General features: G+C 40.4%; 26 protein-coding genes. 7 read left to right on the top strand and 19 right to left on the bottom strand.

Annotation, left to right across the window (positions count from 1 at the left end):
• Positions 1–98: 98 nt before the first annotated feature.
• Positions 99–314, bottom strand: a complete 216-nt coding sequence (locus tag ACUXV2_RS06550; protein WP_446246234.1) for a biotin/lipoyl-binding carrier protein — start codon at positions 312–314, stop codon at positions 99–101.
• 30 nt (positions 315–344) lie between these two features.
• Complete coding sequence (locus ACUXV2_RS06545) at positions 345–1,694, bottom strand: acetyl-CoA carboxylase biotin carboxylase subunit (RefSeq protein WP_446246233.1); 1,350 nt, start codon at positions 1,692–1,694, stop codon at positions 345–347.
• A 230-nt stretch (positions 1,695–1,924) separates the two neighbouring features.
• On the opposite strand from ACUXV2_RS06545, the gene ACUXV2_RS06540 reads away from it, so the two are divergent.
• The gene (locus ACUXV2_RS06540) at positions 1,925–2,401 is read left to right on the top strand and encodes an N-acetyltransferase (protein ID WP_446246232.1); all 477 of its coding nucleotides are present in this window, start codon (positions 1,925–1,927) and stop codon (positions 2,399–2,401) included.
• 51 nt (positions 2,402–2,452) lie between these two features.
• Here ACUXV2_RS06540 and ACUXV2_RS06535 read toward each other — a convergent pair whose 3' ends face one another.
• From ACUXV2_RS06535 to ACUXV2_RS06520, 4 genes are all read right to left on the bottom strand, one after another.
• Entirely contained in the window at positions 2,453–3,076 is a 624-nt protein-coding gene (locus ACUXV2_RS06535) for an RsfA family transcriptional regulator (RefSeq protein ID WP_446246231.1), read from the bottom strand.
• Between the two features lie 103 nt (positions 3,077–3,179).
• Positions 3,180–3,938 (bottom strand): enoyl-CoA hydratase/isomerase family protein, encoded by a 759-nt coding sequence (locus ACUXV2_RS06530; RefSeq protein ID WP_446246230.1) that lies wholly within the window; start codon positions 3,936–3,938, stop codon positions 3,180–3,182.
• Positions 3,939–4,080: 142 nt separating this feature from the next.
• Positions 4,081–4,254: a 50S ribosomal protein L32 gene (rpmF, locus tag ACUXV2_RS06525; RefSeq protein WP_032088947.1), complete on the bottom strand. Its 174-nt coding sequence runs from the start codon at positions 4,252–4,254 to the stop codon at positions 4,081–4,083.
• A gap of 62 nt (positions 4,255–4,316) precedes the next feature.
• Entirely contained in the window at positions 4,317–4,859 is a 543-nt protein-coding gene (locus ACUXV2_RS06520; RefSeq protein WP_446246229.1) for a YceD family protein, read from the bottom strand.
• A 217-nt stretch (positions 4,860–5,076) separates the two neighbouring features.
• Between ACUXV2_RS06520 and ACUXV2_RS06515 the strand changes: the two genes are divergently transcribed.
• The gene (locus ACUXV2_RS06515) at positions 5,077–6,294 is read left to right on the top strand and encodes a nucleotidyltransferase (protein WP_446246228.1); all 1,218 of its coding nucleotides are present in this window, start codon (positions 5,077–5,079) and stop codon (positions 6,292–6,294) included.
• 54 nt (positions 6,295–6,348) lie between these two features.
• Here the strand turns inward: ACUXV2_RS06515 and ACUXV2_RS06510 are convergent, their stop codons facing one another.
• Together ACUXV2_RS06510 and ACUXV2_RS06505 are read right to left on the bottom strand one after the other, a co-directional pair.
• Complete coding sequence (locus ACUXV2_RS06510; protein ID WP_446246227.1) at positions 6,349–7,398, bottom strand: SepM family pheromone-processing serine protease; 1,050 nt, start codon at positions 7,396–7,398, stop codon at positions 6,349–6,351.
• 5 nt (positions 7,399–7,403) lie between these two features.
• Positions 7,404–8,183, bottom strand: coding sequence for a patatin-like phospholipase family protein (locus tag ACUXV2_RS06505; protein ID WP_446246226.1), 780 nt, complete (start codon positions 8,181–8,183; stop codon positions 7,404–7,406).
• Between the two features lie 172 nt (positions 8,184–8,355).
• Here ACUXV2_RS06505 and ylbJ point away from each other — a divergent pair, with 172 nt between their 5' ends.
• Complete coding sequence (gene ylbJ / locus ACUXV2_RS06500) at positions 8,356–9,582, top strand: sporulation integral membrane protein YlbJ (RefSeq protein WP_446246225.1); 1,227 nt, start codon at positions 8,356–8,358, stop codon at positions 9,580–9,582.
• Between the two features lie 47 nt (positions 9,583–9,629).
• Here the strand turns inward: ylbJ and coaD are convergent, their stop codons facing one another.
• From coaD to ACUXV2_RS06480, 4 genes are all read right to left on the bottom strand, one after another.
• Positions 9,630–10,118 (bottom strand): pantetheine-phosphate adenylyltransferase, encoded by a 489-nt coding sequence (gene coaD / locus ACUXV2_RS06495; RefSeq protein WP_446246224.1) that lies wholly within the window; start codon positions 10,116–10,118, stop codon positions 9,630–9,632.
• A 140-nt stretch (positions 10,119–10,258) separates the two neighbouring features.
• A complete protein-coding gene (gene rsmD / locus ACUXV2_RS06490; RefSeq protein ID WP_446246223.1) occupies positions 10,259–10,822 on the bottom strand; it encodes a 16S rRNA (guanine(966)-N(2))-methyltransferase RsmD in 564 nt (187 codons plus the stop codon).
• Between the two features lie 261 nt (positions 10,823–11,083).
• Positions 11,084–12,505 (bottom strand): hypothetical protein, encoded by a 1,422-nt coding sequence (locus ACUXV2_RS06485; protein WP_446246222.1) that lies wholly within the window; start codon positions 12,503–12,505, stop codon positions 11,084–11,086.
• Positions 12,506–12,601: 96 nt separating this feature from the next.
• Positions 12,602–12,916, bottom strand: coding sequence for a hypothetical protein (locus ACUXV2_RS06480; RefSeq protein WP_446246221.1), 315 nt, complete (start codon positions 12,914–12,916; stop codon positions 12,602–12,604).
• 89 nt (positions 12,917–13,005) lie between these two features.
• On the opposite strand from ACUXV2_RS06480, the gene ACUXV2_RS06475 reads away from it, so the two are divergent.
• Positions 13,006–13,395, top strand: a complete 390-nt coding sequence (locus tag ACUXV2_RS06475) for a DUF7147 family protein (RefSeq protein ID WP_446246220.1) — start codon at positions 13,006–13,008, stop codon at positions 13,393–13,395.
• Between the two features lie 53 nt (positions 13,396–13,448).
• Here ACUXV2_RS06475 and ACUXV2_RS06470 read toward each other — a convergent pair whose 3' ends face one another.
• Entirely contained in the window at positions 13,449–13,724 is a 276-nt protein-coding gene (locus tag ACUXV2_RS06470) for a YlbG family protein (protein ID WP_446246219.1), read from the bottom strand.
• A gap of 709 nt (positions 13,725–14,433) precedes the next feature.
• Between ACUXV2_RS06470 and ACUXV2_RS06465 the strand changes: the two genes are divergently transcribed.
• On the top strand, positions 14,434–14,748 hold the full coding sequence (locus ACUXV2_RS06465) for a hypothetical protein (protein WP_446246218.1): 315 nt from the start codon (positions 14,434–14,436) through the stop codon (positions 14,746–14,748).
• A gap of 51 nt (positions 14,749–14,799) precedes the next feature.
• On the opposite strand, the gene ACUXV2_RS06460 is transcribed toward ACUXV2_RS06465, so the two are convergent.
• The 4 genes from ACUXV2_RS06460 to ACUXV2_RS06445 all read right to left on the bottom strand — a co-directional run bounded on the left by ACUXV2_RS06460 (position 14,800) and on the right by ACUXV2_RS06445 (position 16,545).
• Positions 14,800–15,243: a YlbF family regulator gene (locus tag ACUXV2_RS06460; RefSeq protein WP_446246217.1), complete on the bottom strand. Its 444-nt coding sequence runs from the start codon at positions 15,241–15,243 to the stop codon at positions 14,800–14,802.
• Between the two features lie 91 nt (positions 15,244–15,334).
• Entirely contained in the window at positions 15,335–15,718 is a 384-nt protein-coding gene (locus ACUXV2_RS06455; RefSeq protein ID WP_446246216.1) for a hypothetical protein, read from the bottom strand.
• 168 nt (positions 15,719–15,886) lie between these two features.
• Positions 15,887–16,126, bottom strand: a complete 240-nt coding sequence (locus ACUXV2_RS06450) for a YlbE-like family protein (protein WP_446246215.1) — start codon at positions 16,124–16,126, stop codon at positions 15,887–15,889.
• A gap of 11 nt (positions 16,127–16,137) precedes the next feature.
• The gene (locus ACUXV2_RS06445) at positions 16,138–16,545 is read right to left on the bottom strand and encodes a YlbD family protein (protein WP_446246214.1); all 408 of its coding nucleotides are present in this window, start codon (positions 16,543–16,545) and stop codon (positions 16,138–16,140) included.
• A 175-nt stretch (positions 16,546–16,720) separates the two neighbouring features.
• Here ACUXV2_RS06445 and ACUXV2_RS06440 point away from each other — a divergent pair, with 175 nt between their 5' ends.
• Positions 16,721–17,206 carry a PaaI family thioesterase gene (locus ACUXV2_RS06440; protein WP_446246213.1) on the top strand — a complete coding sequence of 162 codons (486 nt, stop codon included), beginning with the start codon at positions 16,721–16,723 and terminating at the stop codon, positions 17,204–17,206.
• 58 nt (positions 17,207–17,264) lie between these two features.
• On the opposite strand, the gene ACUXV2_RS06435 is transcribed toward ACUXV2_RS06440, so the two are convergent.
• Complete coding sequence (locus ACUXV2_RS06435) at positions 17,265–18,137, bottom strand: CAP domain-containing protein (RefSeq protein ID WP_446247008.1); 873 nt, start codon at positions 18,135–18,137, stop codon at positions 17,265–17,267.
• Between the two features lie 526 nt (positions 18,138–18,663).
• A complete protein-coding gene (locus ACUXV2_RS06430) occupies positions 18,664–19,098 on the bottom strand; it encodes a CBS domain-containing protein (RefSeq protein ID WP_446246212.1) in 435 nt (144 codons plus the stop codon).
• A 268-nt stretch (positions 19,099–19,366) separates the two neighbouring features.
• On the opposite strand from ACUXV2_RS06430, the gene ACUXV2_RS06425 reads away from it, so the two are divergent.
• Positions 19,367–19,726 (top strand): YugN family protein, encoded by a 360-nt coding sequence (locus ACUXV2_RS06425; protein ID WP_446246211.1) that lies wholly within the window; start codon positions 19,367–19,369, stop codon positions 19,724–19,726.
• Positions 19,727–20,110 lie beyond the last annotated feature (384 nt).

The following is a 20,110-nucleotide window of genomic DNA, read 5'->3' as shown; positions in this document are numbered from 1 at the left end:
CAGTCACTTACCATAAAATCATTTTCCGTCGTTTTTTCAGAATATATCTTCCTCAATATTCGTCCGGAAATTAATACATTCCAATATGCAAAGCTCTCTTATCCTTCAAGGACGAGTAATACGTCGCCTTCGTTTACGAAGTCTCCGATGTTTACTTTGATTTCTGCGATTTTACCTTCTGCTTCGGCTTCTACAGGGATTTCCATTTTCATTGATTCAAGCATGAGTACCGTGTCCCCTGCAGCGACACTTCCGCCTTGTTCTACTAAAACATTTAATACTGTTCCTGCCATAGCTGCTGTAATTTCTTTCATTATCGTTTCCTCCAATTGTCTTAAATCTTCTTATGTTCGATTTGCAGTCAAATAATCCTGAAGCCATTTAGTCGTATATGTTCCATCCAGAAACTCTTTTTCGTCAATGATTTCCTTAAAGAGATTTACATTCGTTTTTAGCCCCTCGATTTTCACTCCTGCGAAGAATGTTCTGGCTTTTTCTATTGCTTCTGATCGATCTTTACCGTAAATGATACATTTGGAAATCATCGGATCATAAAAAGGAGTGACTTTATTCCCTTGCACATATCCTGAATCAATCCTCACATCTTCACTATTACCCCAATCCAGCGTATTGATTAATCCTGGGGAAGGATAGAACGTTTTTGGATCTTCAGCATATACCCTGAACTCCAATGCATGACCGTTAGATGTGATTTCATCTTGATTTATTAATGGGAGGGGCTCTCCAGACGCCACCAGGAGCTGCCATTTGACCAAATCAAGACCTGTAACAGATTCCGAAACCGGGTGCTCCACTTGTAATCTTGTATTCATTTCAAGGAAGTAGAAGTTTTCTTCTTCATCAACGATGAATTCAACCGTCCCGGCGTTGGTATAATCTACAGCCTTACCTGCCTTGACTGCAGCTTCATACATCGCTTGTCTTGTCTTCTCAGACAACATAGGAGATGGGGACTCCTCTATCACTTTTTGATTACGTCTTTGAACAGAGCAATTTCGTTCAAATAAATGGACGATATTCCCCTGCCCATCTCCAAATATCTGCACTTCAATGTGCCGCGCATTATCCACACATTTTTCAAGGAATACTTCATCTTTTCCAAAATATGCTTTTGCACGATTTCTTGTAGAGTCAAAGCTTTGAACGAGCGCTTGCTCATTTTCACAGCGAATCATACCGATTCCGCCGCCTCCGCCGCTCGCCTTAAGCATGACAGGGTAACCAATTTCCTTTGCAACCACCTTAGCGGACTCTATACTGTCCACTCCGCCGTCACTTCCCGGTACAACCGGAACCTGAGCCTCCTGCATCACCTTTCTTGCCTCTACTTTGTCTCCCATCTTTTGAATGATGCTGTGATGAGGTCCGATAAAGGTAAAGCCTTCTTCTGATACTCTCTTCGCAAATTCTCCATTCTCTGATAACAGACCGTAACCTGGATGAATGCCATCTACGTTTTCTTTTTTTGCCACTTCAAGAATAGTATCTATAACTAAATAAGATTTGTTAACTGGCGGTTCACCGATTCGATGAGCGATGTCAGCTTCCTTGACAAAAGGCATATCCTCATCTGCATCAGAATAGACAGCAACCGTCTGAATATTTAATTGTTTACAAGTTTTAATGATTCTTGAAGCGATCTCTCCCCTGTTTGCAATTAAGACTTTCTGCACATTATCTCCCCTTTCTTCAAAAAAACAGCAATTCATATAAAGATTTCTACAAAACTCGTCGAAATCCTCCTCTTTATTGTAAACGTTTTCTTAATTAAGTGCAGAATTTTTTGTTTATTTGTTATATAATAATAATAAATAACCACATGATTTTTCTCAGTGGTGTAAACGGATTCAAGTGATTCCGTTCCTTACAGAGTATCATGAAGCATTAGTAGGAGGTAAAAAAGATGGCAGTAAAAGTTGAAAAATTAAAAGTGAATTACAAGACTCTTGAAGAGTTTAAGAAGTTTAAAGAATATGGTGTTCAAGAGTTATCAATGCTTGAAGACCTGCAGGCGAACATCATTGAAAATGATAGTGAATCACCTTTTTACGGTATTTACTTTGGAGATACATTGATTGCAAGAATGAGCTTGTATCAGAGGGAGGCAAGATTCGACCAATACTTTGATCCGCCTCAAAATTATCTGGAATTATGGAAACTTGAGGTTCTTCCTAGATATCAAGGTAAAGGATACGGCAAACTGCTCGTTGAATTCGCAAAAGGATTTGGGCTTCCCATCAAGACGAATTCACGCATAAAATCCCAAGGTTTCTGGGAGAAAATGGGGTTTGAGGCTGTCACTTATGATGTAGAACGAGATTTGGGGCAGAATCCTATGGTCTGGTATCCACTTGGTGTCAAAGAACAAAAAATCAGCTAAATAACCGGAAAGGCTGGCTAGTGCAATGCTAGCCAGCCTTTCATTATGGATTCATTTATTGACCCTTTGAAGATTTCCGTTCTTATCCATTTGGAATTTGACTTTTTCTTCATTACCTTGCAAAAGAGCCATTTTTCTTGCCTTTTCAAAAATCGTCAAAAGCGATTTATGATCCTCTTCAAGTAAAGTAAACTTGCTTTTGTATTCTTTTAATTCTGTTTCAGCCTGCTCTAACTTACTTGTTAAATGAGAGATTTCCTCATGAAGCTTTGTATTTTCTTCTTTTACCTTTGCTTCATTTCTAACTGCTTCCTCCGCTTTTTGTAAGTACTGTATCATGCTGCTCATTGAGAAGGTATCTGGCATACTTTGCCCGGATTCTGCATGAACAGGAGGCAGTGCCTGATTTTCCCCCTGTAGAGACTTCTTTATTAGAGGAGTATGCTTCTTCGATTGTTTTCGTTGTTTTTTTGCCAACTCAATACCTGATTTATATTGTTTACGGACAAATGAATTCCATCTAAATCCGCATGCAGCGGAAGTCCTTGAAAGTTTCCTGCCCACTTCTTCAAAGGCCTTAAGCTGTGTACCGCCTTCACGGATATGGCGCAATACCACTTCAGCAAGTATTACATCCTCATCCTGATTCCAAGCATCCTGTCTATTTGAAGACATTTCCATCCCTCCTGTAAGATCCATTTATTCATGCATATGCACTTACTAGAGTAGATAGAATCAACAGAATAACAGACAACGAAATAATTACATAATCCCCAGGCTACTTTGCCAGGAAGCGGTCAACCGCCTGGTGGTGTTCATCCATTGCCCATAGTTTGGAGCACTGACGGATTTCACTTTCGATGTTTTTTTCCATGTTCTTACGGTCCCATCCGTTCAACTGCTGCTGTTTGTATGCCTGAAGGACATCGGTGGTTTTAGAGGATAAGGCATTTAGGAGAGGTAGATCCTTGAAATCTTCTGTCCTTCCCACTAGTTCATTTATAAAGCCCATTTCAACTAACGTTTCAGTTTCGTACAAACTTGCTGTCATCAAGAGAGATAATGCCCTCGGTGATGTAATGCGTTTATGCAGCAGTGTGCCGCCGCCCCAGCCTGTGGTGATGGCCAGATTCCCCTGCACAAATCCCATCTTTACCCCTTTTTTAGCGATCCTTAAGTCACAAGCTGCCGCAATCTCACAGCCGCCTCCAATCGCAGTACCATTAATAAATGCGAGCGTCGGCTTTGGAAGAAAAGCCAGTTCGATCAATATCCGTCCCATCTTGCTTAGCATCCCATAACTTTCTTCTTCTGTTTTCAGACGATGGAATTCAGATAAATCCCCTCCTGAACAAAATGCCTCTTCTCCACTGCCAGTAATGACAAATGCCTTAATGGACGGATTACCTTCACACTCTTTCAGAGCTTTTTCCAACCCGTCCATTATTTCATAATTGATGGCATTCCGCTTTTCAGGCCTGTTGATGATGAATTGAAGTACCCCATGTTGATTTTTATGTATGATATAATCTCCCATCTTATAATCCCTCCTTTTTCTATAGTGTAAATTGATTCAATATAAATGAACAGTATTGCAATAAAAAAAAGCGTGAAGAGCCATGGTCTCTTCACGCTTTTTTATTGGTTGTAAATGATATTTACAACTAGTTGTAAATCGATTATTTGTTTACAACTTCTTTTCCTTTATACGTTCCGCACTCTTTGCAAACACGGTGTGCTAGTTTCATTTCACCACAGTTTGGGCATTCTACCATACCAGGTACACGTAGTTTGAAGTGTGTACGACGTTGTCTTTTTGCTGTTTTAGATGTTCTTCTAAAAGGTACTGCCATTCTTCCCACCTCCTTAAAGAGATAAAAATATTATGAAGCCAGAACGAACTGGTACTTCGCTTTTAAGAGTTCTTGTTTTGATCAAGAAGCTTTGCTAAGTCAGCGAGTCGAGGATCAACCTTTTGCTCTTTTTCCTCTTCGACTTCATAAGCTTGTTCTTCCGTCAATACTTCCCAGTTCTTACCGGAAGGAAGCTTATCCTGTTCTCTCGCTTCATCACTGATTACCTGCAGTGGTATCTCAAGTAACAGCAACTCTCTGATTACTGGTTTTAAATCAATTACATCGCCTTCGATACGATGAACTTCCTCTTCTTCATACTGATCATACTCAGTGTTTGAAAGCAGGAATGTTTCGATCGTTTTAAGATCAATTGGCAAATCCACGTCCACAAGGGTTCTCGAACAAGGCAAGACCATTTTCCCTTCCAAGTGCAGATGAAAGGTGACACGGTTGGAACCTATGTCTGCTTTACCTGTAACATGAATCGGGGATACTTCTCTGACTTGGGGATCAATTTCCTTTGGGTCTTCGAAAGTGACCATTTCATCAAGAGCAAGTCCTTTATCCCTGAATTTTTGTAATTGTATAATTGACCATTTCAATGTCATCACCTCAAGGCAACAAAGGTAATTATAGACTTGATATTACCGTTTGTCAATATTTTTTCTTTACACTTATTACTGTACCAGTGTTGCAATTATAACGCTTTATTATAATCTGTTTCAAATATTTATTAATATCCGATATGATACTTATATAAATTATATATTTGAAGTGGATTTGAGATTAAGTTCAAATTAAAAGGAGTGAGATAAAATAATGAAAACAACTGGGGTTGTGGTTGAGTATAATCCGTTTCATAATGGACATTTGCATCATTTGAATGAGACAAAGAAAGCATCGGGGGCAGATGTTGTTGTCGCCTGTATGAGCGGGCACTTCTTGCAGCGCGGGGAACCTGCACTTGTATCGAAATGGGCTCGCACTAAGATGGCTTTGGCTGCAGGGGTTGATATGGTCATTGAACTGCCTTATTCCTTTGCTACACAGCATGCAGAAGTCTTTGCGAAGGGATCCATATCCCTTCTTCATGAAATAGGCTGTGAAAGCTTTTGCTTTGGCAGTGAAGACGGAGGGATTGCCTCATTTGAGGAAACCGTCGATTTGATTCATGATAATCAACATACATACAATACTTCCATTAAGCGCTTTGTCGATGAAGGCTTAAGTTATCCCACAGCATTATCAAAAGCTTTCAAGGAATTAAAAGGTAACGAAGACCTGATCGATTTGAGCAAGCCGAATAATATATTGGGCTATCATTACATCGAGGCACGGAATGCAGTTGCCCCGAGTTTAAATGCGTATACAATCACACGCGAATCAGCAGGTTATCATGATGAGCACTTCTCATCTCCATCGATTGCAAGTGCAACCAGTATCCGCAAAAACCTTTTTGATCCTGAACAAAAAGAAAACGTCATCAATCGATATATTCCTGGTGAGACCCTTAACGTACTTGAAGAATACAGGAAGGAGTTTGGGAATTATCATCGATGGGAGAATTATTGGCCATTACTGCAGTATAAAATAATAGCCTCTTCTCCTTCTCAGCTGCAAGAGATCTATGAAATCGAAGAAGGCATTGAGAATCGAATCATCGAGAGCGCAAGGGCAGCACTTTCTTTCGAGGACTTCATGAACAGGCTGAAAACCAAAAGATACACATGGACACGTTTACAGCGAATGTCTCTTCATATTCTGTCCAATACCACAAAGGATGAGATGAACAAAAGACATCATGCTCCCGCATATATCAGATTACTTGGAATGAATCGAAAAGGACAAGAATTCCTCCATACACGGAAGAAGTCGCTGGGTCTTCCACTTATAAGTAAACTTTCAAGTGCAGACAAAGAAGATATCTACTTGGATATAAAAGCTGCTGAAATTTATTCACTTGGACTTCCGTCGTCTGAAGCCAGGAAAAAGCTTCTTCGTCTGGAATGGTCTCAGCCACCGATTATGATGAAGTAGAATTCCTTTCATTTTAACAAAGAAGAGAGACTGCATTCAGGCAGTCTCTCTTCTTTAATTTTTCTCAGGGAGGGAATGTAAAAACGTAATGGCATCATCAAATGTTTTTACCGGTATGATTTTCATGTCTGTCCCTATATCCTCTGCTGTCTTTTTTGCCGCTGAGTAATTGGATTCAAGTTCAGGAAGTTTTTCCTGTATTTCTTCCGATATCGTATCGTTTGGGGCAAGGAAATAGGCTGCACCTGCTTTGTCAGCAGCGATGATTTTCTGCTCGATTCCCCCAATTCTCCCAACTTCCCCATTCTCTGAAATTGTTCCTGTACCTGCAATTTGATAACCCTTAGTCAAATCGTATTCAGTCAATTGATTGTAAATCTCAAGACTGAACATCAAACCGGCGGAAGGTCCGCCAATTTCATCTGTTTGCAGGGACACTTCAGGATCTGTCACAATTTCTTTATCATCACTTAATGAAATGCCTAGTCCTATTTTATCAGGCATATCGGGGAATTCCTTTAAGAGAAGCGTTTCTGACATTTCTTCATCATCTCTAATAAACTTAATCGTTACTTTGTCACCTTTCTTTTTCTTCCCCACATATTGAATGAACTCCTCGGATGATTCAAATTCCTGCTCATCTATCGCTGTGATACGGTCACCCGGTTTCAATATGTCCTCGGCAGGCATGGATGGATAGACATTCAGTACATAAATACCTTTATAATTATAGTGAAAAGGTTTATTCGCCGCTTTATAAGCAACTTCTATTGCGTAATTTTGTGAATTTTCCATCAGTTGCAGCTGCCTGATGTTGTATTCTTCATCACTTTCATGAGGGTTTCTAATTTCCTCAACAGGATAGATAAACTCATACTTTTTAATACTGGCTATAAGATATGCATAAATGTTTGCCTTTCCCATCCTGACAGTTGTCAGCATAAACTCACCTTCATCATCGTACCCATCCTTTACTTTTACAATGGGATCAAGCTCATGGGCACTGCCAGGCTTCGTTACATAATAGGGAAGATAATAAAAGGATGTTGCGACGATAAATACAGTCATCAGGACCAGGATCCGAATCAGCGTTCTGTTCTTCATAGAATTTACCCCTTCCACTCCTCCAACGCTTTTTTAATAGAAGGAATGACCTTCTTAGCCTCTTCTTCCCCCATATCGATAATTTCTTCAATATTCTTGAATGCCCGTGTACTGTACATTTCCACATGGGGCCTGATCATGAAATCTGAAGCAAATTCTCTATGAGCCACAATTTCAAGCTGGAGGATATCAATACTTTGCATAATGACATCATAAATTGTTGTGATTTCCGCATTTCGTTTGACGTGGGAAACGTCCACGCCAATGACGATATCAGCACCCATTTCCTTCACAACAGAAACAGGGACCCGATCGATGACTCCTCCATCAACCAGCAGGCGGCCATTGATTTTCTCAGGCACGAATATCCCTGGAATTGCTATACTTGCCCTGACTGCACTGGATACCGGCCCTGTTGTAAAGACCACTTTTTCACCATTGGTAATATCAGTGGCGACAACACTCACAGGTATATTTAAATCTTCAATATTTTTATTATGAGAAAATAACTGTATGAATTCTTTTATCCGCTTGCCAGCGATGAATCCCATTTTGGGGACGGTGAAATCCAAATAGTATTTTCTTCTGAAGGTGGTGGATAATTTATAGAGATCTTCCATACGATGACCCACTCCATACAAGCAGCCCACCAGTGCTCCCATACTGCTTCCGGCAATCATATCCACTGGGATTCCTTCATCATCAAATGCCTTTAAGACACCTAAATGTGCAAATCCTCTAGCTCCACCTGAACCAAGGGCTAATCCTATCTTTGGTCTATTCAACAATCTTCCCCCTTTACCCTTAGTTTGCGGTTCAATTCATCATATGGTCTATTTCTAATATGTATGAGTATATTGATTAATATGAGGACAAGTAGAAGTTACTCTCATTTTATCATTCTTTCTGTGTTTCACAAGAAATTGACATAGTATGGTTTGTGAGGAGGACATTGGGTTGTTGAAGTCGAAATTGAAAACTTTGGTCTTATCGGCAAGTGTGACAATATTTGCTGCAGCATTGATTCTTATGCCTGATGAATCCTTGGAGGCTTCGATCAGGGGGCTGGATATGTGGTGGGAAATTGTATTTCCATCTCTGCTGCCTTTTTTTATCGTTTCTGAAATGCTCATAGGATTTGGCGTTGTAAGATTCATAGGGGTGGTACTCGAACCAATGATGCGCCCTTTATTCCGTGTTCCTGGTGTAGGCGGGTTCGTATGGGCTATGGGGATGGCGTCCGGCTTTCCAGCAGGAGCAAAATTAACAGCGCGTCTTCGCCAGGAAAAGCAGCTGACCAGGATTGAAGCTGAGAGACTGGTTTCATTCACGAACTCTTCCAATCCCTTATTTATTTTCGGAGCTGTTTCAGTAGGGTTCTTTCAAAATGCGACACTCGGAATTGTACTTGCTTCCGCTCACTACTTAGGAAATTTTTGTGTGGGTCTTGCGATGAGGTTCTATGGGGGAAAAGACGACGAAACAATAATGAACCGATCAACTGTAAAGAAACGATTTTTTCTTAGGGAAGCGTTCTCAGCACTTCATCAAACCAGATTGAAAGATAAGCGGCCGATAGGAAAACTGCTAGGAGATGCCGTTACATCATCCATCCAGACATTATTAATGATAGGCGGCTTTATCATCCTATTCTCGGTCATTAACAAAATGTTGTATCACCTTCATATAACGACCTTTGTTGCTGCCGGATTTTCAACATTGTTCCACCTTGTTCATTTAACTGAACAATTAAGCATCCCTTTCATTTCAGGTTTATTTGAAATCACTCTTGGATCCAAAATGACAAGCGGAGTGACAGAAGCTACATTGCTGCATCAGGCTATCATCACCAGTTTTATCTTAGGCTTTTCAGGCTTCAGTGTTCAAGCACAGGTTGCCAGCATTCTTGCGCAGACGGATATTCGTTTTCAGCCCTTCTTTTACGCCAGGTTTCTTCATGGCGCTGCCGCATCGATAGCGACAATCATCATTTGGAAGCCTGTTTATGAGCGGTTTTCAGATGAACAGCTTTCGAATGCCATACCGGTATTCTCACAACAGAACGCCTATATCTGGAATGAAATCATCTATTGGCTGAAAACAGCCGGTCCCCTTATAACCATTGTAAGCTTGCTTGTTTATATTCTGATTTACAGCAGAAGAATGTTTAACCATTTCGATTAACCCAAAAGGGCTGCTCTGTGACAAAATGCACCAGAACAGCCCTTCTCTTATTCTTTCACTGTATATTTATCTTTCAGTGCTTCCTTTACCGGAAGAGGGACCAATTCAGAAATGTTCCCACCGTACTTTGCTACTTCCTTGACTATACTGGAGCTCAAGAAGGAATATTGATTATTCGTCATGATAAAGAACGTTTCAATGTCTTCTTCCAGTACTCTGTTCATGGATGTGATCTGCATTTCATATTCAAAATCCGACACAGCTCTTAAGCCTCTGATGATGGCACTTGCTTTTACGCTCTTGGCATAGTCCACAAGAAGACCTTGAAATGAATCGACAACAACATTTGGAATGTCTTTTGTGGATTCACGAATCAGTTCGATTCTTTCTTCAACTGAAAATAAAGGTTTTTTCGAAGAGTTATTCAGTACCACTACATAAATTTGATCAAAAACCTTAGCCCCTCTTGTAATGATATCTAGGTGTCCGTATGTAATGGGATCAAAACTCCCCGGACAAACTGCGATACTCGTCATGATCATCTTACCCCCAAGTGTCTGCATTTTTCGTTGTTTTGACTGGATTGTTTCTAGAAAATATGCTTTTAAATGCATTTCCGCTCCAATCAGGTTTTAACTAGCGGTTTATACTCTCATGTTGATATTTAAAGCAATCTTTAGAGTGCATCTTCCTGATATGTATAAATCGAAATACCGATAATCCCATAGCTTTCTTCTTTCACTTTATGCAGCCGGCCTATGACATTCACAGGTGTGCTTTCTGAGCTATATTCGCACATGACGTAACCGTTTTCATTTAAAAGGTTATTTTCGTCGATGTATGCCAGCAGTTCTTCCAGCTTTTTCTGTTTATAAGGAGGGTCCAAAAAGATATAGTCAAACGTAATCTCTCTTTTTACAATTGCTTTAAGTGCCCTGCCAGCGTCATTTCGATACACTTCACTGTGATCCATCAAGCCGCATTCTTTCAGATTGGCCTTAATGGTTTGCAGCGCCTTTGAATCTTTGTCGACAAAGATTACCTTATCGAGCCCCCGGCTTAATGATTCTATTCCCAGTCCGCCGCTGCCTGCAAATAGATCCAGACCGATCCCGCCCTCAAAAAAGGGTCCCAGCATGTTAAATATTGACTCTTTCACTTTATCTGTGGTCGGCCGTGTCCCGCTTCCCGGAACGGCTTTTAGCGGCCTTCCTTTTAAAGTTCCTGCTATTACTCTCATAATCATCCACCATATATGTATTTTTCCTCATTATCCTAACACAAATCTACAGCATCCGCCACTTCAGGAAATTATCCTTAAAATGTATAAAATCATATTGTTAGGTGATAATGGAAGTAACAACATCCTAATTGATGTTGTTGCCAACCGCGGAGAAGACTTACGTTTCCCCATAAGTTCTTCCTCCGGTTTCTCCTCTCCCTTTGCCTTCTTTCCAGAAATGGATATAGAAGGACCCTGCAGAAAATTCTGCAGGGCTTTTTATGTTTCGTTTGTTTGTATGTTGATATTGGTACTTGTCCGCTCAATTTCCATCTTAAACAGTTTTTCAAGCCATTCCACATCCATAAACACAGTGCCGCCTATTCTCTGGACCGGTTTTGTCAGCAGTCCGTAATTTTCTTCGTTAATGATAAAATAATCTTTATCGATAAAGAACCGATACGAATTACCCCCCTTAATCGAATATATGATGCCCTCCTGAAGGTACTTAAACTCTATACCAGCTGCCTGCAGCACCTCAGTCATAGAGATCAGTTCATCTCTTTTATATTGAATCAGGTCTGCACCATTTAATGGCTTACCATTCAGAATTACAGTCTGTGATGCCTTTAAGACAAACGGAATCTCTTTCCCTTTATGTTTGGTCATTTCAGTTATGTAGGATGACGTGAAATTAGTTGCCTGCTTCAACAGAACATCCATTCGTCCCGCCTGAATCATCGTGCTTCTCTCCTCCATCAAAAGTTGTCTAAAGGCGGCAAATTGATTTACTGTCAGTCCATTTTCCAATTCTTGATAAACCTTCAGTGCTTTTGGAGATCCTTGAGGAGATTTCATGATCATACTTGCCATAAACTCTTTTAGCCAGCTTTCCTGATAGGAGGCAGAATATTTCTGCTGTTTTAATCCCCAATTCACCTTTTGCATTAATATAGATTGGGATTGATCTTTGCCCATGATCAGAAGATTCTCCGTTTCATGGGCAGGTATACCGTCATCTATGACTACCGTAACGAAACCGGAATCACTATATTCAGCTTCCCCCATGTTGTAATTTGTTTTTTCCTTTGAATAGACTCTCACTCTCTCATCTTCATACAGATTCAGTTCACCTGAGTAAAGAAGTAAATCCGACGGAAGTCCAGATCCGTTAAAGGAATAATAATCGATAAAATCCATTTCTTCATGTTTACTGTCTTTATACCCTGATATCCAGGCAGCATGCCTGGCTGTTTCTTCAATGATGTTAATCGTTGTTTTCACAGGTATCGCAGAGGATAGTACAGGATACCAATCCCTTAATAGCAGGTTACCCTTAGCCAATTGTCTTTCAAGTTTATATGTGATTGTCAGCTTTTCGTTTTCTTCCTCTTTGACCTTTATAGAAAATTCTCCATGTTCTTTAGACAAACAACGATCACCGTCTTCATCCACGCACTCAAAATTCGTAGCATTTTCTGGCCAGCCAATTTTCATTTCCTTCTGATTGCCTGAAACGAAATGAACCTCTTGGGTAATAAAAAAACCGTTCCCCATATGTTTGATCGTAAATGTCTGGTTCACTTCAGATATTCGTGATACTTCGGCACTGCCTGATAAAAATCCGTTCCACTGAAAAAAAAGGATTCCTGCAATCGCCAACACCATGACGAAAGTAAATGAAAGAATGATTCGTCGCATCTTGGTACCCCTTTGATTGATCTTATTATTAAGATATCAGATTTTACAAAAGGGTTATATAGTAAGTACGTGAAAGTTTCAACATATTCGTTACAATCATCCCATGTCTAAATCCTTACTTTCAATAAAAGGACTGCCGCTTTCCAGATGATCACTAACCAATTCATCCCATTCCAGCTCTCCAATCCCATATGTGTCCAAAAGGTGCTCTTTTAAACCAATCAAGTTCTCAGCTTCAAGCTCCTTCTCTTCAAGGAATGAAATCACTCCATGAGCAGCCAAGGTTGAAAGGATGGCCGTTACGACAAATGCATCAACATTCTTCAAGACAACCTCTTTTTCTTTCTTCTTCATGGAAATGATATAAGAAACTGTTAAACAAACCACCATACATATGAATACCCATAACATATGATCACCCCTCATATCTTCTTTACTTCTCATACTATGTTTGAAATAATAAGGAATTGATAAAATACGTAAATAAAAGGAGTTAGAACATGATTCAGCGTTTTATCGAATTAGGTGAGGGATTATCCGATATTTATGAATTGATGGAACTGGCAAGATACAATAAAGAAAGAGTCCAGCACATGATGGCATTTCATACGATTGTAAAAGAACGGCCGGTTACGTCTCTTTGCGTCGTGATGAAGCCGACAGCAGAAGGTAAATTTCAGGCTATATACGTTTGCCGTGAAGGGGTTCCCAATCCAAATATGATGGAAAATAAGCGTTATTCCCTTTTCCAACAGACAGCAGAAGAAGTTGAAAAGACAATCATTCAACTTGATGTAAAACCATCCACATTATTTCCAGAAAAAGATTTGTATTATCAGCACTTAATTGCCATTTTAAGATTGAATCACTATATTTTACCCTTGCAATGACAAGCTAAAACATAAGAAAAAAGCTGCCAACAACAATCGTTTGGCAGCTTTTTTTAAAATCCCATCTTATAATCATATTCCTTCGCCTTATCAGGTCTGGAATTCTCAAACACTGATTTAATAAAAGGTTTATAGGAAGGATCCACTTTTTTAACATAAGAATAAGAATTGATTCGGTCCATGACTGAATCGATATCGTCCTGATTACAATACAATACAACGTATTTCATTTTTTTTGATACATAGTGTACATTCCCAAATCGTCTCAAAGACTTTGCATGCTTTAAACTATGTAACCAAACAACTAAACCTTGTCTTTGCGTCAACATACAGTTTCCCCTCTAGGAATCACTTTTTTTTAAGTCTAGCACAAAAATATGGGAATAAGCAATATGAAATGCGGAAGGGCTTTGCTCAGAGGCGGGTGGCATAAGGCGAACCGGCCATGAAGGCGCTCTTTGCCTTCTTGACCGGTTTGACTTATGACATGTGCCTCTAAGCCCTGCAGCTAGACAATACGAAATGCGGAGGCGGCTTGATCAGAGGCGACAAGCATATGACAGGGCAGCCATAAAGGCGCTCTTTGCCTTTTTGGATGGCATGGCTTATGTCTCGAGCCTCTAGCCGCCGGAGCTGGACAATACGAAAAGCGGAAGGGCTTTGCCCAGAGGCGGGTGGCATAAGGCGAATCGGCCATGAAGGCGTTCTTTGCCTTCTTGGCCGGTTTGACTTATGACATGTGCCTCTAAGCCCTGAAGCTGGACAATACGAAAAGCGGAGGCGGCTTGATCAGCCCCGACAAGCATAAGATGAATGGGCCGGGAAGGCGTTCTTTGCCTTCTTGGACCATTTAGCTTATGACCTCGAGGGGCTAGCCGCCGAAGCTGGACAATACGAAATGCAGAGGCGGCTTGATCATGCAACAATCACACAGCATCCACCTATAATCAAAATTCCACACAAAACCGAACTTTTTTCTCTTTTTTAGGGTATAGTACATAAGTAAATGCTATTTTAACGGCTGATTGGAGGGGTATGATGGATCTGAACGTCATATGGAACGATTTTATCGAGTATCTTCGTGCAGAACCGGATATTCAGGATGCATACGTTAAATGGATCACGGGAATCCCTTTTCTATATATAGATTCCGACCTTGATAAAAGCAAGGTTGAATATTTAATAAGGAAATGGTCAGCACGGGCCATGAGAGGAAAAAGACTGCATTCTGACACGATATTCTTCAGGACACAAGCATCCTTATACGTATACCGCCATCGTTTCTACGTACCGCAGGAAAAAATGTTCTGCTGCGGCAACTTATGTGTTGATTGTGTAAGGCTAAAACAGTAAATTCTCAAAAAAAAGAACCGACGAAAAATCGTCAGCTCTTGATATTTCGTATCAGGCTGAACAGCCGCAGCTTCCACCTGATCCGCAGCCTCCGCCGCATGAACTTCCACTAAAGAAAGGATTGCCTGAAGGTACCTTCACGCTTTTAGAAACGGAGTGCCCTATGATCAGACTCACTTTGTCCAATAAATCCTGAAGTTCATTTTCTGCCCGCCTGAATTCAGCTACATTGTCATCCATGTCCATGTCCCTTTTAAGTTCACGAATTTCCTTCATGACCGTTTTATAGTCAGGATGAAAGCGTCCAAATCGCTGTACTTCTTCGTAACGTTCTTTCATACGAGTGAACTTTTGTATCTTTGTCTGCGTATCGTTGTTGTTACGAAGTTTATATAGAGACTTCCGATAATTTTCTGCAACATCGGAATGTAAAATCCATTGAGATAGTTCATCTGCACTATCTAAAATTTCCATTCTTTCTATAGTAGCAAGCATAATGCCCACCTCCGTAACGCTATTTTAACACGTTTTACGACTGGAAGCGAATATGCTCTGTAAAAAAATGCCCGTTTGTTAGTTGATTTGTCTAGGGAATTGTCACATATAATTGTTTTTTGATTCCAAATGATTTATTCGATGGACTTACTACTTCGATCGTCAATATATGATTTCCCTTTGGCAGATTCTTTACGACAAATGCTGCAGTATGATACTCCTTGTAAAGGCCATTAGTATTTGAAGTAACAAGGATTTTCCCTTTCTTAGCTCCTTTTCTTGCGGATGAGAACGTTACATTGGGCACGATGCATTCAATGAACACTTGATTTCCTTGTACAATATGTTTAACAGAAAGGGATTCTTCAGCCTGAACCTTTTTCACAAAAGAGAAATTTTCTGGTTCCGGGATATCATCTTTACACCCGCATAAAACCATCAGCAGCGATAGGGACAAAACAATAAGCTTTTTCATAATCGAAACCACTCCTTTCCCATAGCCTTCCCCATCCTGCACATTGTTTACTCATAGATAACCATTGAAAATAAAGTTCTCGATTCCAGTACTGCCGGCTTGTACTGATATAAAAAAGGAAAACCAACCTGATGATTGATTTTCCCTTTTGTCTCCCTCTGTTTTCATCTATTCAGATTCATTCATACTTTGAAACATGCTGATCATCATCGATGCCATTTGGACGCCATTCGAAAATTTTTGTACACGATGCGGAATCGTTTTTTGAAAGTGGTTGATTGATGCGATTTCAAATTTCTCCAGTTCATTTGGATTTCTTGCCAGTCTTCTATACCATTCAGGTTTTTCCCTCAAAAACATTTTTAATTCTTCGTTTGAATGAATGTATTCAATAATATCTGCTCTCATAATCAAACCCCCTAGTCCTTTCTGAATGAAAAGGGATGAGAAGGTTTTGACCGTGTCTCATTTGTCACAGAGGAACTTTTTGGATTGGATTGAAATTGGCTGATGACACCCTGGACGGTTCCCAAGACTTCACTGATATTATTGATATGACTTTGTAATTGATTAGCATCCATATTTTTCACTAATTCACCAACGTGATCGAACCATCCATTTTTACTGCTTTCGCCCTTATCTGCACCAACTTTGTTTTCCTCGTCCCTATATATGTCCCAACGGGTATCCTCTTCCCCCAGCAAATACCAATCTTCATATAATTCCTGCCAATTAGCATTACCACTGCGGACATCTTTTACAATCTTCGGATGCTTCCTGACAAACTCTTTAAACTCTTTCACTTTAGGGTGTAATGATTTTCCCATTCCCAGCACCTCCTGCTCAGGACATTTACCTATTACAGATTATGATGGAATGATAAAATGGTGATACATTCCTTTTTATAGTAAAATTCATTTGTAGTATCTACCGTGAAAAACTAAACAGTCACGATCATACAGAATATAAGATGAGTGCTGTGTAAAGAAAAGGATGTTTGACATGCAAGAAGAAATGCACAAATTATTGGATGAGGTTTTAGAGGGGGCAGATGAAGAAGAAGTAATCAGTATCAGACAGCTTCTCAACGGAGTTAAACGGAAGCAGAATAAACTGAATGAATCTATCATCGGCGGCATTTTTGCCATGGACAAATGTTTAGATGCTGGAAACTTTACTATAAGTATTCCTATCACAACCGTTACTCATAATTCATTACATATTGTACATGGGGGAGTGACGGCTACCTTAGTGGATACAGCCATGGGTACACTGGCAAATATGATGCTTCCTGAAGGTTATGGTGCGGTCACAACGAACTTAAATGTTCATTACCTCGCTCCTGGTATCGGTGAAGGATTGACCGCAAGTGCGACCATCGTCCACCAAGGGTCAAAAACAATGGTGGTGGACGGCAAGGTTGTGGATTCTGCCGGTAAAGTGGTAGCCCACTCCACTGGATCATTTTTTATCATTAAGAAGGATTGACATAAAAAAGGTTGACTGTTTCGAGGACGCGGAATGTCCTTGAAGAGTCAACCTTTTTTTATTGTTCAATTGAAAACGTTTCAATAAAATTCTGGGTATAGTATTTTTTATAAACCCCGACTCCAAGATCGGTAAAATCTTTTTCCAGGAGGATTTTCCTGTGTCCTTCGGAATTCAGCCAGCCGTGGACAGCTTCAGGGGCATCCGTATATTGTGAAGCGATGTTTTCTCCTGCAGTCTTGAAGGTGATTTCTTGTTTTTCCAATCTGTCAGAAAGGCTCCCGAACACAGGTGACTCATGTGAAAAATATTCTTCTTTGTACATTTCTTCACTATGTCCCTTGGCTACTTCGGCAGTTTGTTCATTCCATTCTACCTCACCAATCCCAAATTGTGTACGCATCACGTTTGTAATATCGAATATCTGCTGCTCACTTGCCATATCGATTTTCTTCCATTCTTCATCTGTAGGAACCGTTTCTTCAACCAATTCTCCTCGGTACATCATTTCATAAGGGTGCATTTTTATTAGAGTTGAACTGTCCAAAAATCGGATACTCATCAGTTCACCAGTGAATTTATCTAAATAAAGCTGGGCATAAATATCCCCTAAAGAAACCAACAATCGTGTATTAAGGTCTTCTTCATTCAATTCAAATTGATAAGATCCTGATTCATCGTTTACGACAATTTCAGACTCGATTATGGTAAAGCGATAGATATCCTCCAGTTTTTGACCTAGCTTGTATGGAGTTACATCCACTTCGTTGCCGATCGTATATAGAGTCACTACTTTATTGTCGTGCACTCCCAGTTGGATATATTGTTTGGAGGAAATAGGATACACCCACCATTCATACCCATAAGAGCTTGGTTCGATTCTTTCAGGTTCCCCAAACGCTTCAATTACCTTTTCTGTACTTTTGCCTATCCATGTGGAGAGTCCGGTGACCGGCCGTTCCCCGGCTTTTTCCAGCGGTTGTTTCAGCTGATTATCGTGATCTTTTTTAAGAGTCTGTGTGTCCGGACCTTTTAGAGGTTCATTCTCATCATTAAGACTTTGATAAATACTTATTAAAAGGATAAATACAAGAATAATAGCAATACGAAAAACCGTCTTCAGAGATTTCCCTCCTCTCTGCCTTCTCTAGCAGAATATGCTTGAAATACTAGAATTATTATACCATTTAAAAGGTTTCTAAATATTATGTATTGTATAAAGCATAGCATATTTTATTTTTCACTAAAACTGATGGATATGTAAGAAAGTTAAATGGTAATCGTTTTATTTGAAATTATTTTATTGCACTCCTTCAAAACAGTCCCTTTCCCCTCCTGCAAGAATTCGCACCACAAATTTAACTCGTTCAAATCAAAATAACGTTTTTTCAGAGCATAAGAATCATCTCGAACAAAAAAGAGGCGATTTTTATGATTTTAAAATCGCCCCTTCAGTATTAACATGGCTTGTTGCTAAAGTGAGATTCTGAAATTTCTTCTAGCGCTACTGAGGCTTGTGCCTCCAAAGATTCCCTGATGGCGAAGTCACCTAGAGAAACCACACCGACAAGGCGGTCGCCTTCTACTACCGGCAGCCTTCTGATTTGTTTATCCGCCATCAACTGTGCTGCCTGGGCCGCATCTGCATCCGGACCTATGGTAATCAGTTCCTTACTCATAATATCCTCAACTTTTGAAGATGCCGGGTGCTTCTCTGCCACACAGCGAGTGACAATGTCCCTGTCTGTTATGACGCCTACGATTCTGTCACCGTCCAGGATCGGTATGGAACCCACATTATATTCTTTCATTTTCACTGCAACTTCATATACATTATCCAGGAGCGTGCAGGATTCTACATCTTTTGTCATGATCTCATTCAGCTTTGGCATTGTAGTCCTCCTCCAATATATAAATCAAGATTATTTTTCTCGTTCTTCCATAACTTATACACCGTTTAAAAATTTGACATATTCCCTTTCACCAAGACATTGCAAGAAAAAGGATTTTACACTATTATTAAGAAGGAGAAATACCGCATTTTGTATCAATGTACATATTAGCGATATAAATGCTTCTATCATGAAGAATGCAAACTGGCACCTGGGGACATGACTGTCAACCCGAGCCTTGCACCAGACAATATAGGAGGGAACTCATATGCGTTTTGAAGCAACTGGAATTGAAAACTTAAAAGTAGATCTTAACCGTCTTGATGACATCATGGAATCACACGGCCTGGTACGTGCCGGACAATGGGATTACGAAAGGGTAACATACGACCGTAAGTTTGAAATCAGAGAAGGCGTTTTCTATCTTCGTATCCAAGGTCTTGCTGTTGAAGGGGATATCGGCAAACACGATGCCATCATCCAGCTCATGACACCGCTATTAGGCAAACACTACTACCCGCACGGAGTGGAATACGGTGAAGGTGAAGACTTCCCTAAACATCTGCTGACATCATGTGAAAAACTCATCGCCGACGTAAAAAAAGAAGCAACAGAATTCGCTTGGTAATAACTAAAGCGGAGGCGGCTTGATCAGCCCCGACAAGTATAACTAAAATATCCCTGAAGGCGCTCTTTGCCTTTGGGGATTTTTTAGTTATGACCTCGAGGGGCTAGCCGCCGGAGCTGGATGATACCAAAAGCGGAGGCGGCTTGCCCAGAGGCGACAAGCATAAGATGAGCCACCCAAAAAGGCGCTTTTTGCCTTATTGGGTGGCTTAGCTTATGTCTCGAGACTCTAGCTGCCGGAGCTGGATGAACCAAAAGCGGAGGCGGCTCGCCCAGAGGCGACAAGCATAAGATGAGCCACCCAAAAAGGCGCTTTTTGCCTTATTGGGTGGCTTAGCTTATGTCTCGAGACTCTAGCCGCCGGAGCTGGATGATACCAATAGCC

The organism is Rossellomorea sp. NS-SX7 (genome assembly GCF_052828565.1).
The sequence above is the reverse complement of the archived record's forward strand: the minus strand, read 5'-3'. Positions and strand labels throughout refer to the sequence as shown.

Bases quoted from the DNA above. Each gene is read 5' to 3' on its own strand.
- ACUXV2_RS06550 (WP_446246234.1), bottom strand. From the start codon at position 314: ATGAAAGAAATTACAGCAGCTATGGCAGGAACAGTATTAAATGTTTTA.
- ACUXV2_RS06540 (WP_446246232.1), top strand. From the start codon at position 1,925: ATGGCAGTAAAAGTTGAAAAATTAAAAGTGAATTACAAGACTCTTGAA.
- ACUXV2_RS06535 (WP_446246231.1), bottom strand. From the start codon at position 3,076: ATGTCTTCAAATAGACAGGATGCTTGGAATCAGGATGAGGATGTAATA.
- ACUXV2_RS06530 (WP_446246230.1), bottom strand. From the start codon at position 3,938: ATGGGAGATTATATCATACATAAAAATCAACATGGGGTACTTCAATTC.
- rpmF (WP_032088947.1), bottom strand. From the start codon at position 4,254: ATGGCAGTACCTTTTAGAAGAACATCTAAAACAGCAAAAAGACAACGT.
- ACUXV2_RS06515 (WP_446246228.1), top strand. From the start codon at position 5,077: ATGAAAACAACTGGGGTTGTGGTTGAGTATAATCCGTTTCATAATGGA.
- ACUXV2_RS06510 (WP_446246227.1), bottom strand. From the start codon at position 7,398: ATGAAGAACAGAACGCTGATTCGGATCCTGGTCCTGATGACTGTATTT.
- coaD (WP_446246224.1), bottom strand. From the start codon at position 10,118: ATGACGAGTATCGCAGTTTGTCCGGGGAGTTTTGATCCCATTACATAC.
- rsmD (WP_446246223.1), bottom strand. From the start codon at position 10,822: ATGAGAGTAATAGCAGGAACTTTAAAAGGAAGGCCGCTAAAAGCCGTT.
- ACUXV2_RS06485 (WP_446246222.1), bottom strand. From the start codon at position 12,505: ATGCGACGAATCATTCTTTCATTTACTTTCGTCATGGTGTTGGCGATT.
- ACUXV2_RS06480 (WP_446246221.1), bottom strand. From the start codon at position 12,916: ATGTTATGGGTATTCATATGTATGGTGGTTTGTTTAACAGTTTCTTAT.
- ACUXV2_RS06475 (WP_446246220.1), top strand. From the start codon at position 13,006: ATGATTCAGCGTTTTATCGAATTAGGTGAGGGATTATCCGATATTTAT.
- ACUXV2_RS06470 (WP_446246219.1), bottom strand. From the start codon at position 13,724: ATGTTGACGCAAAGACAAGGTTTAGTTGTTTGGTTACATAGTTTAAAG.
- ACUXV2_RS06465 (WP_446246218.1), top strand. From the start codon at position 14,434: ATGGATCTGAACGTCATATGGAACGATTTTATCGAGTATCTTCGTGCA.
- ACUXV2_RS06460 (WP_446246217.1), bottom strand. From the start codon at position 15,243: ATGCTTGCTACTATAGAAAGAATGGAAATTTTAGATAGTGCAGATGAA.
- ACUXV2_RS06455 (WP_446246216.1), bottom strand. From the start codon at position 15,718: ATGAAAAAGCTTATTGTTTTGTCCCTATCGCTGCTGATGGTTTTATGC.
- ACUXV2_RS06450 (WP_446246215.1), bottom strand. From the start codon at position 16,126: ATGAGAGCAGATATTATTGAATACATTCATTCAAACGAAGAATTAAAA.
- ACUXV2_RS06445 (WP_446246214.1), bottom strand. From the start codon at position 16,545: ATGGGAAAATCATTACACCCTAAAGTGAAAGAGTTTAAAGAGTTTGTC.
- ACUXV2_RS06440 (WP_446246213.1), top strand. From the start codon at position 16,721: ATGCAAGAAGAAATGCACAAATTATTGGATGAGGTTTTAGAGGGGGCA.
- ACUXV2_RS06430 (WP_446246212.1), bottom strand. From the start codon at position 19,098: ATGCCAAAGCTGAATGAGATCATGACAAAAGATGTAGAATCCTGCACG.
- ACUXV2_RS06425 (WP_446246211.1), top strand. From the start codon at position 19,367: ATGCGTTTTGAAGCAACTGGAATTGAAAACTTAAAAGTAGATCTTAAC.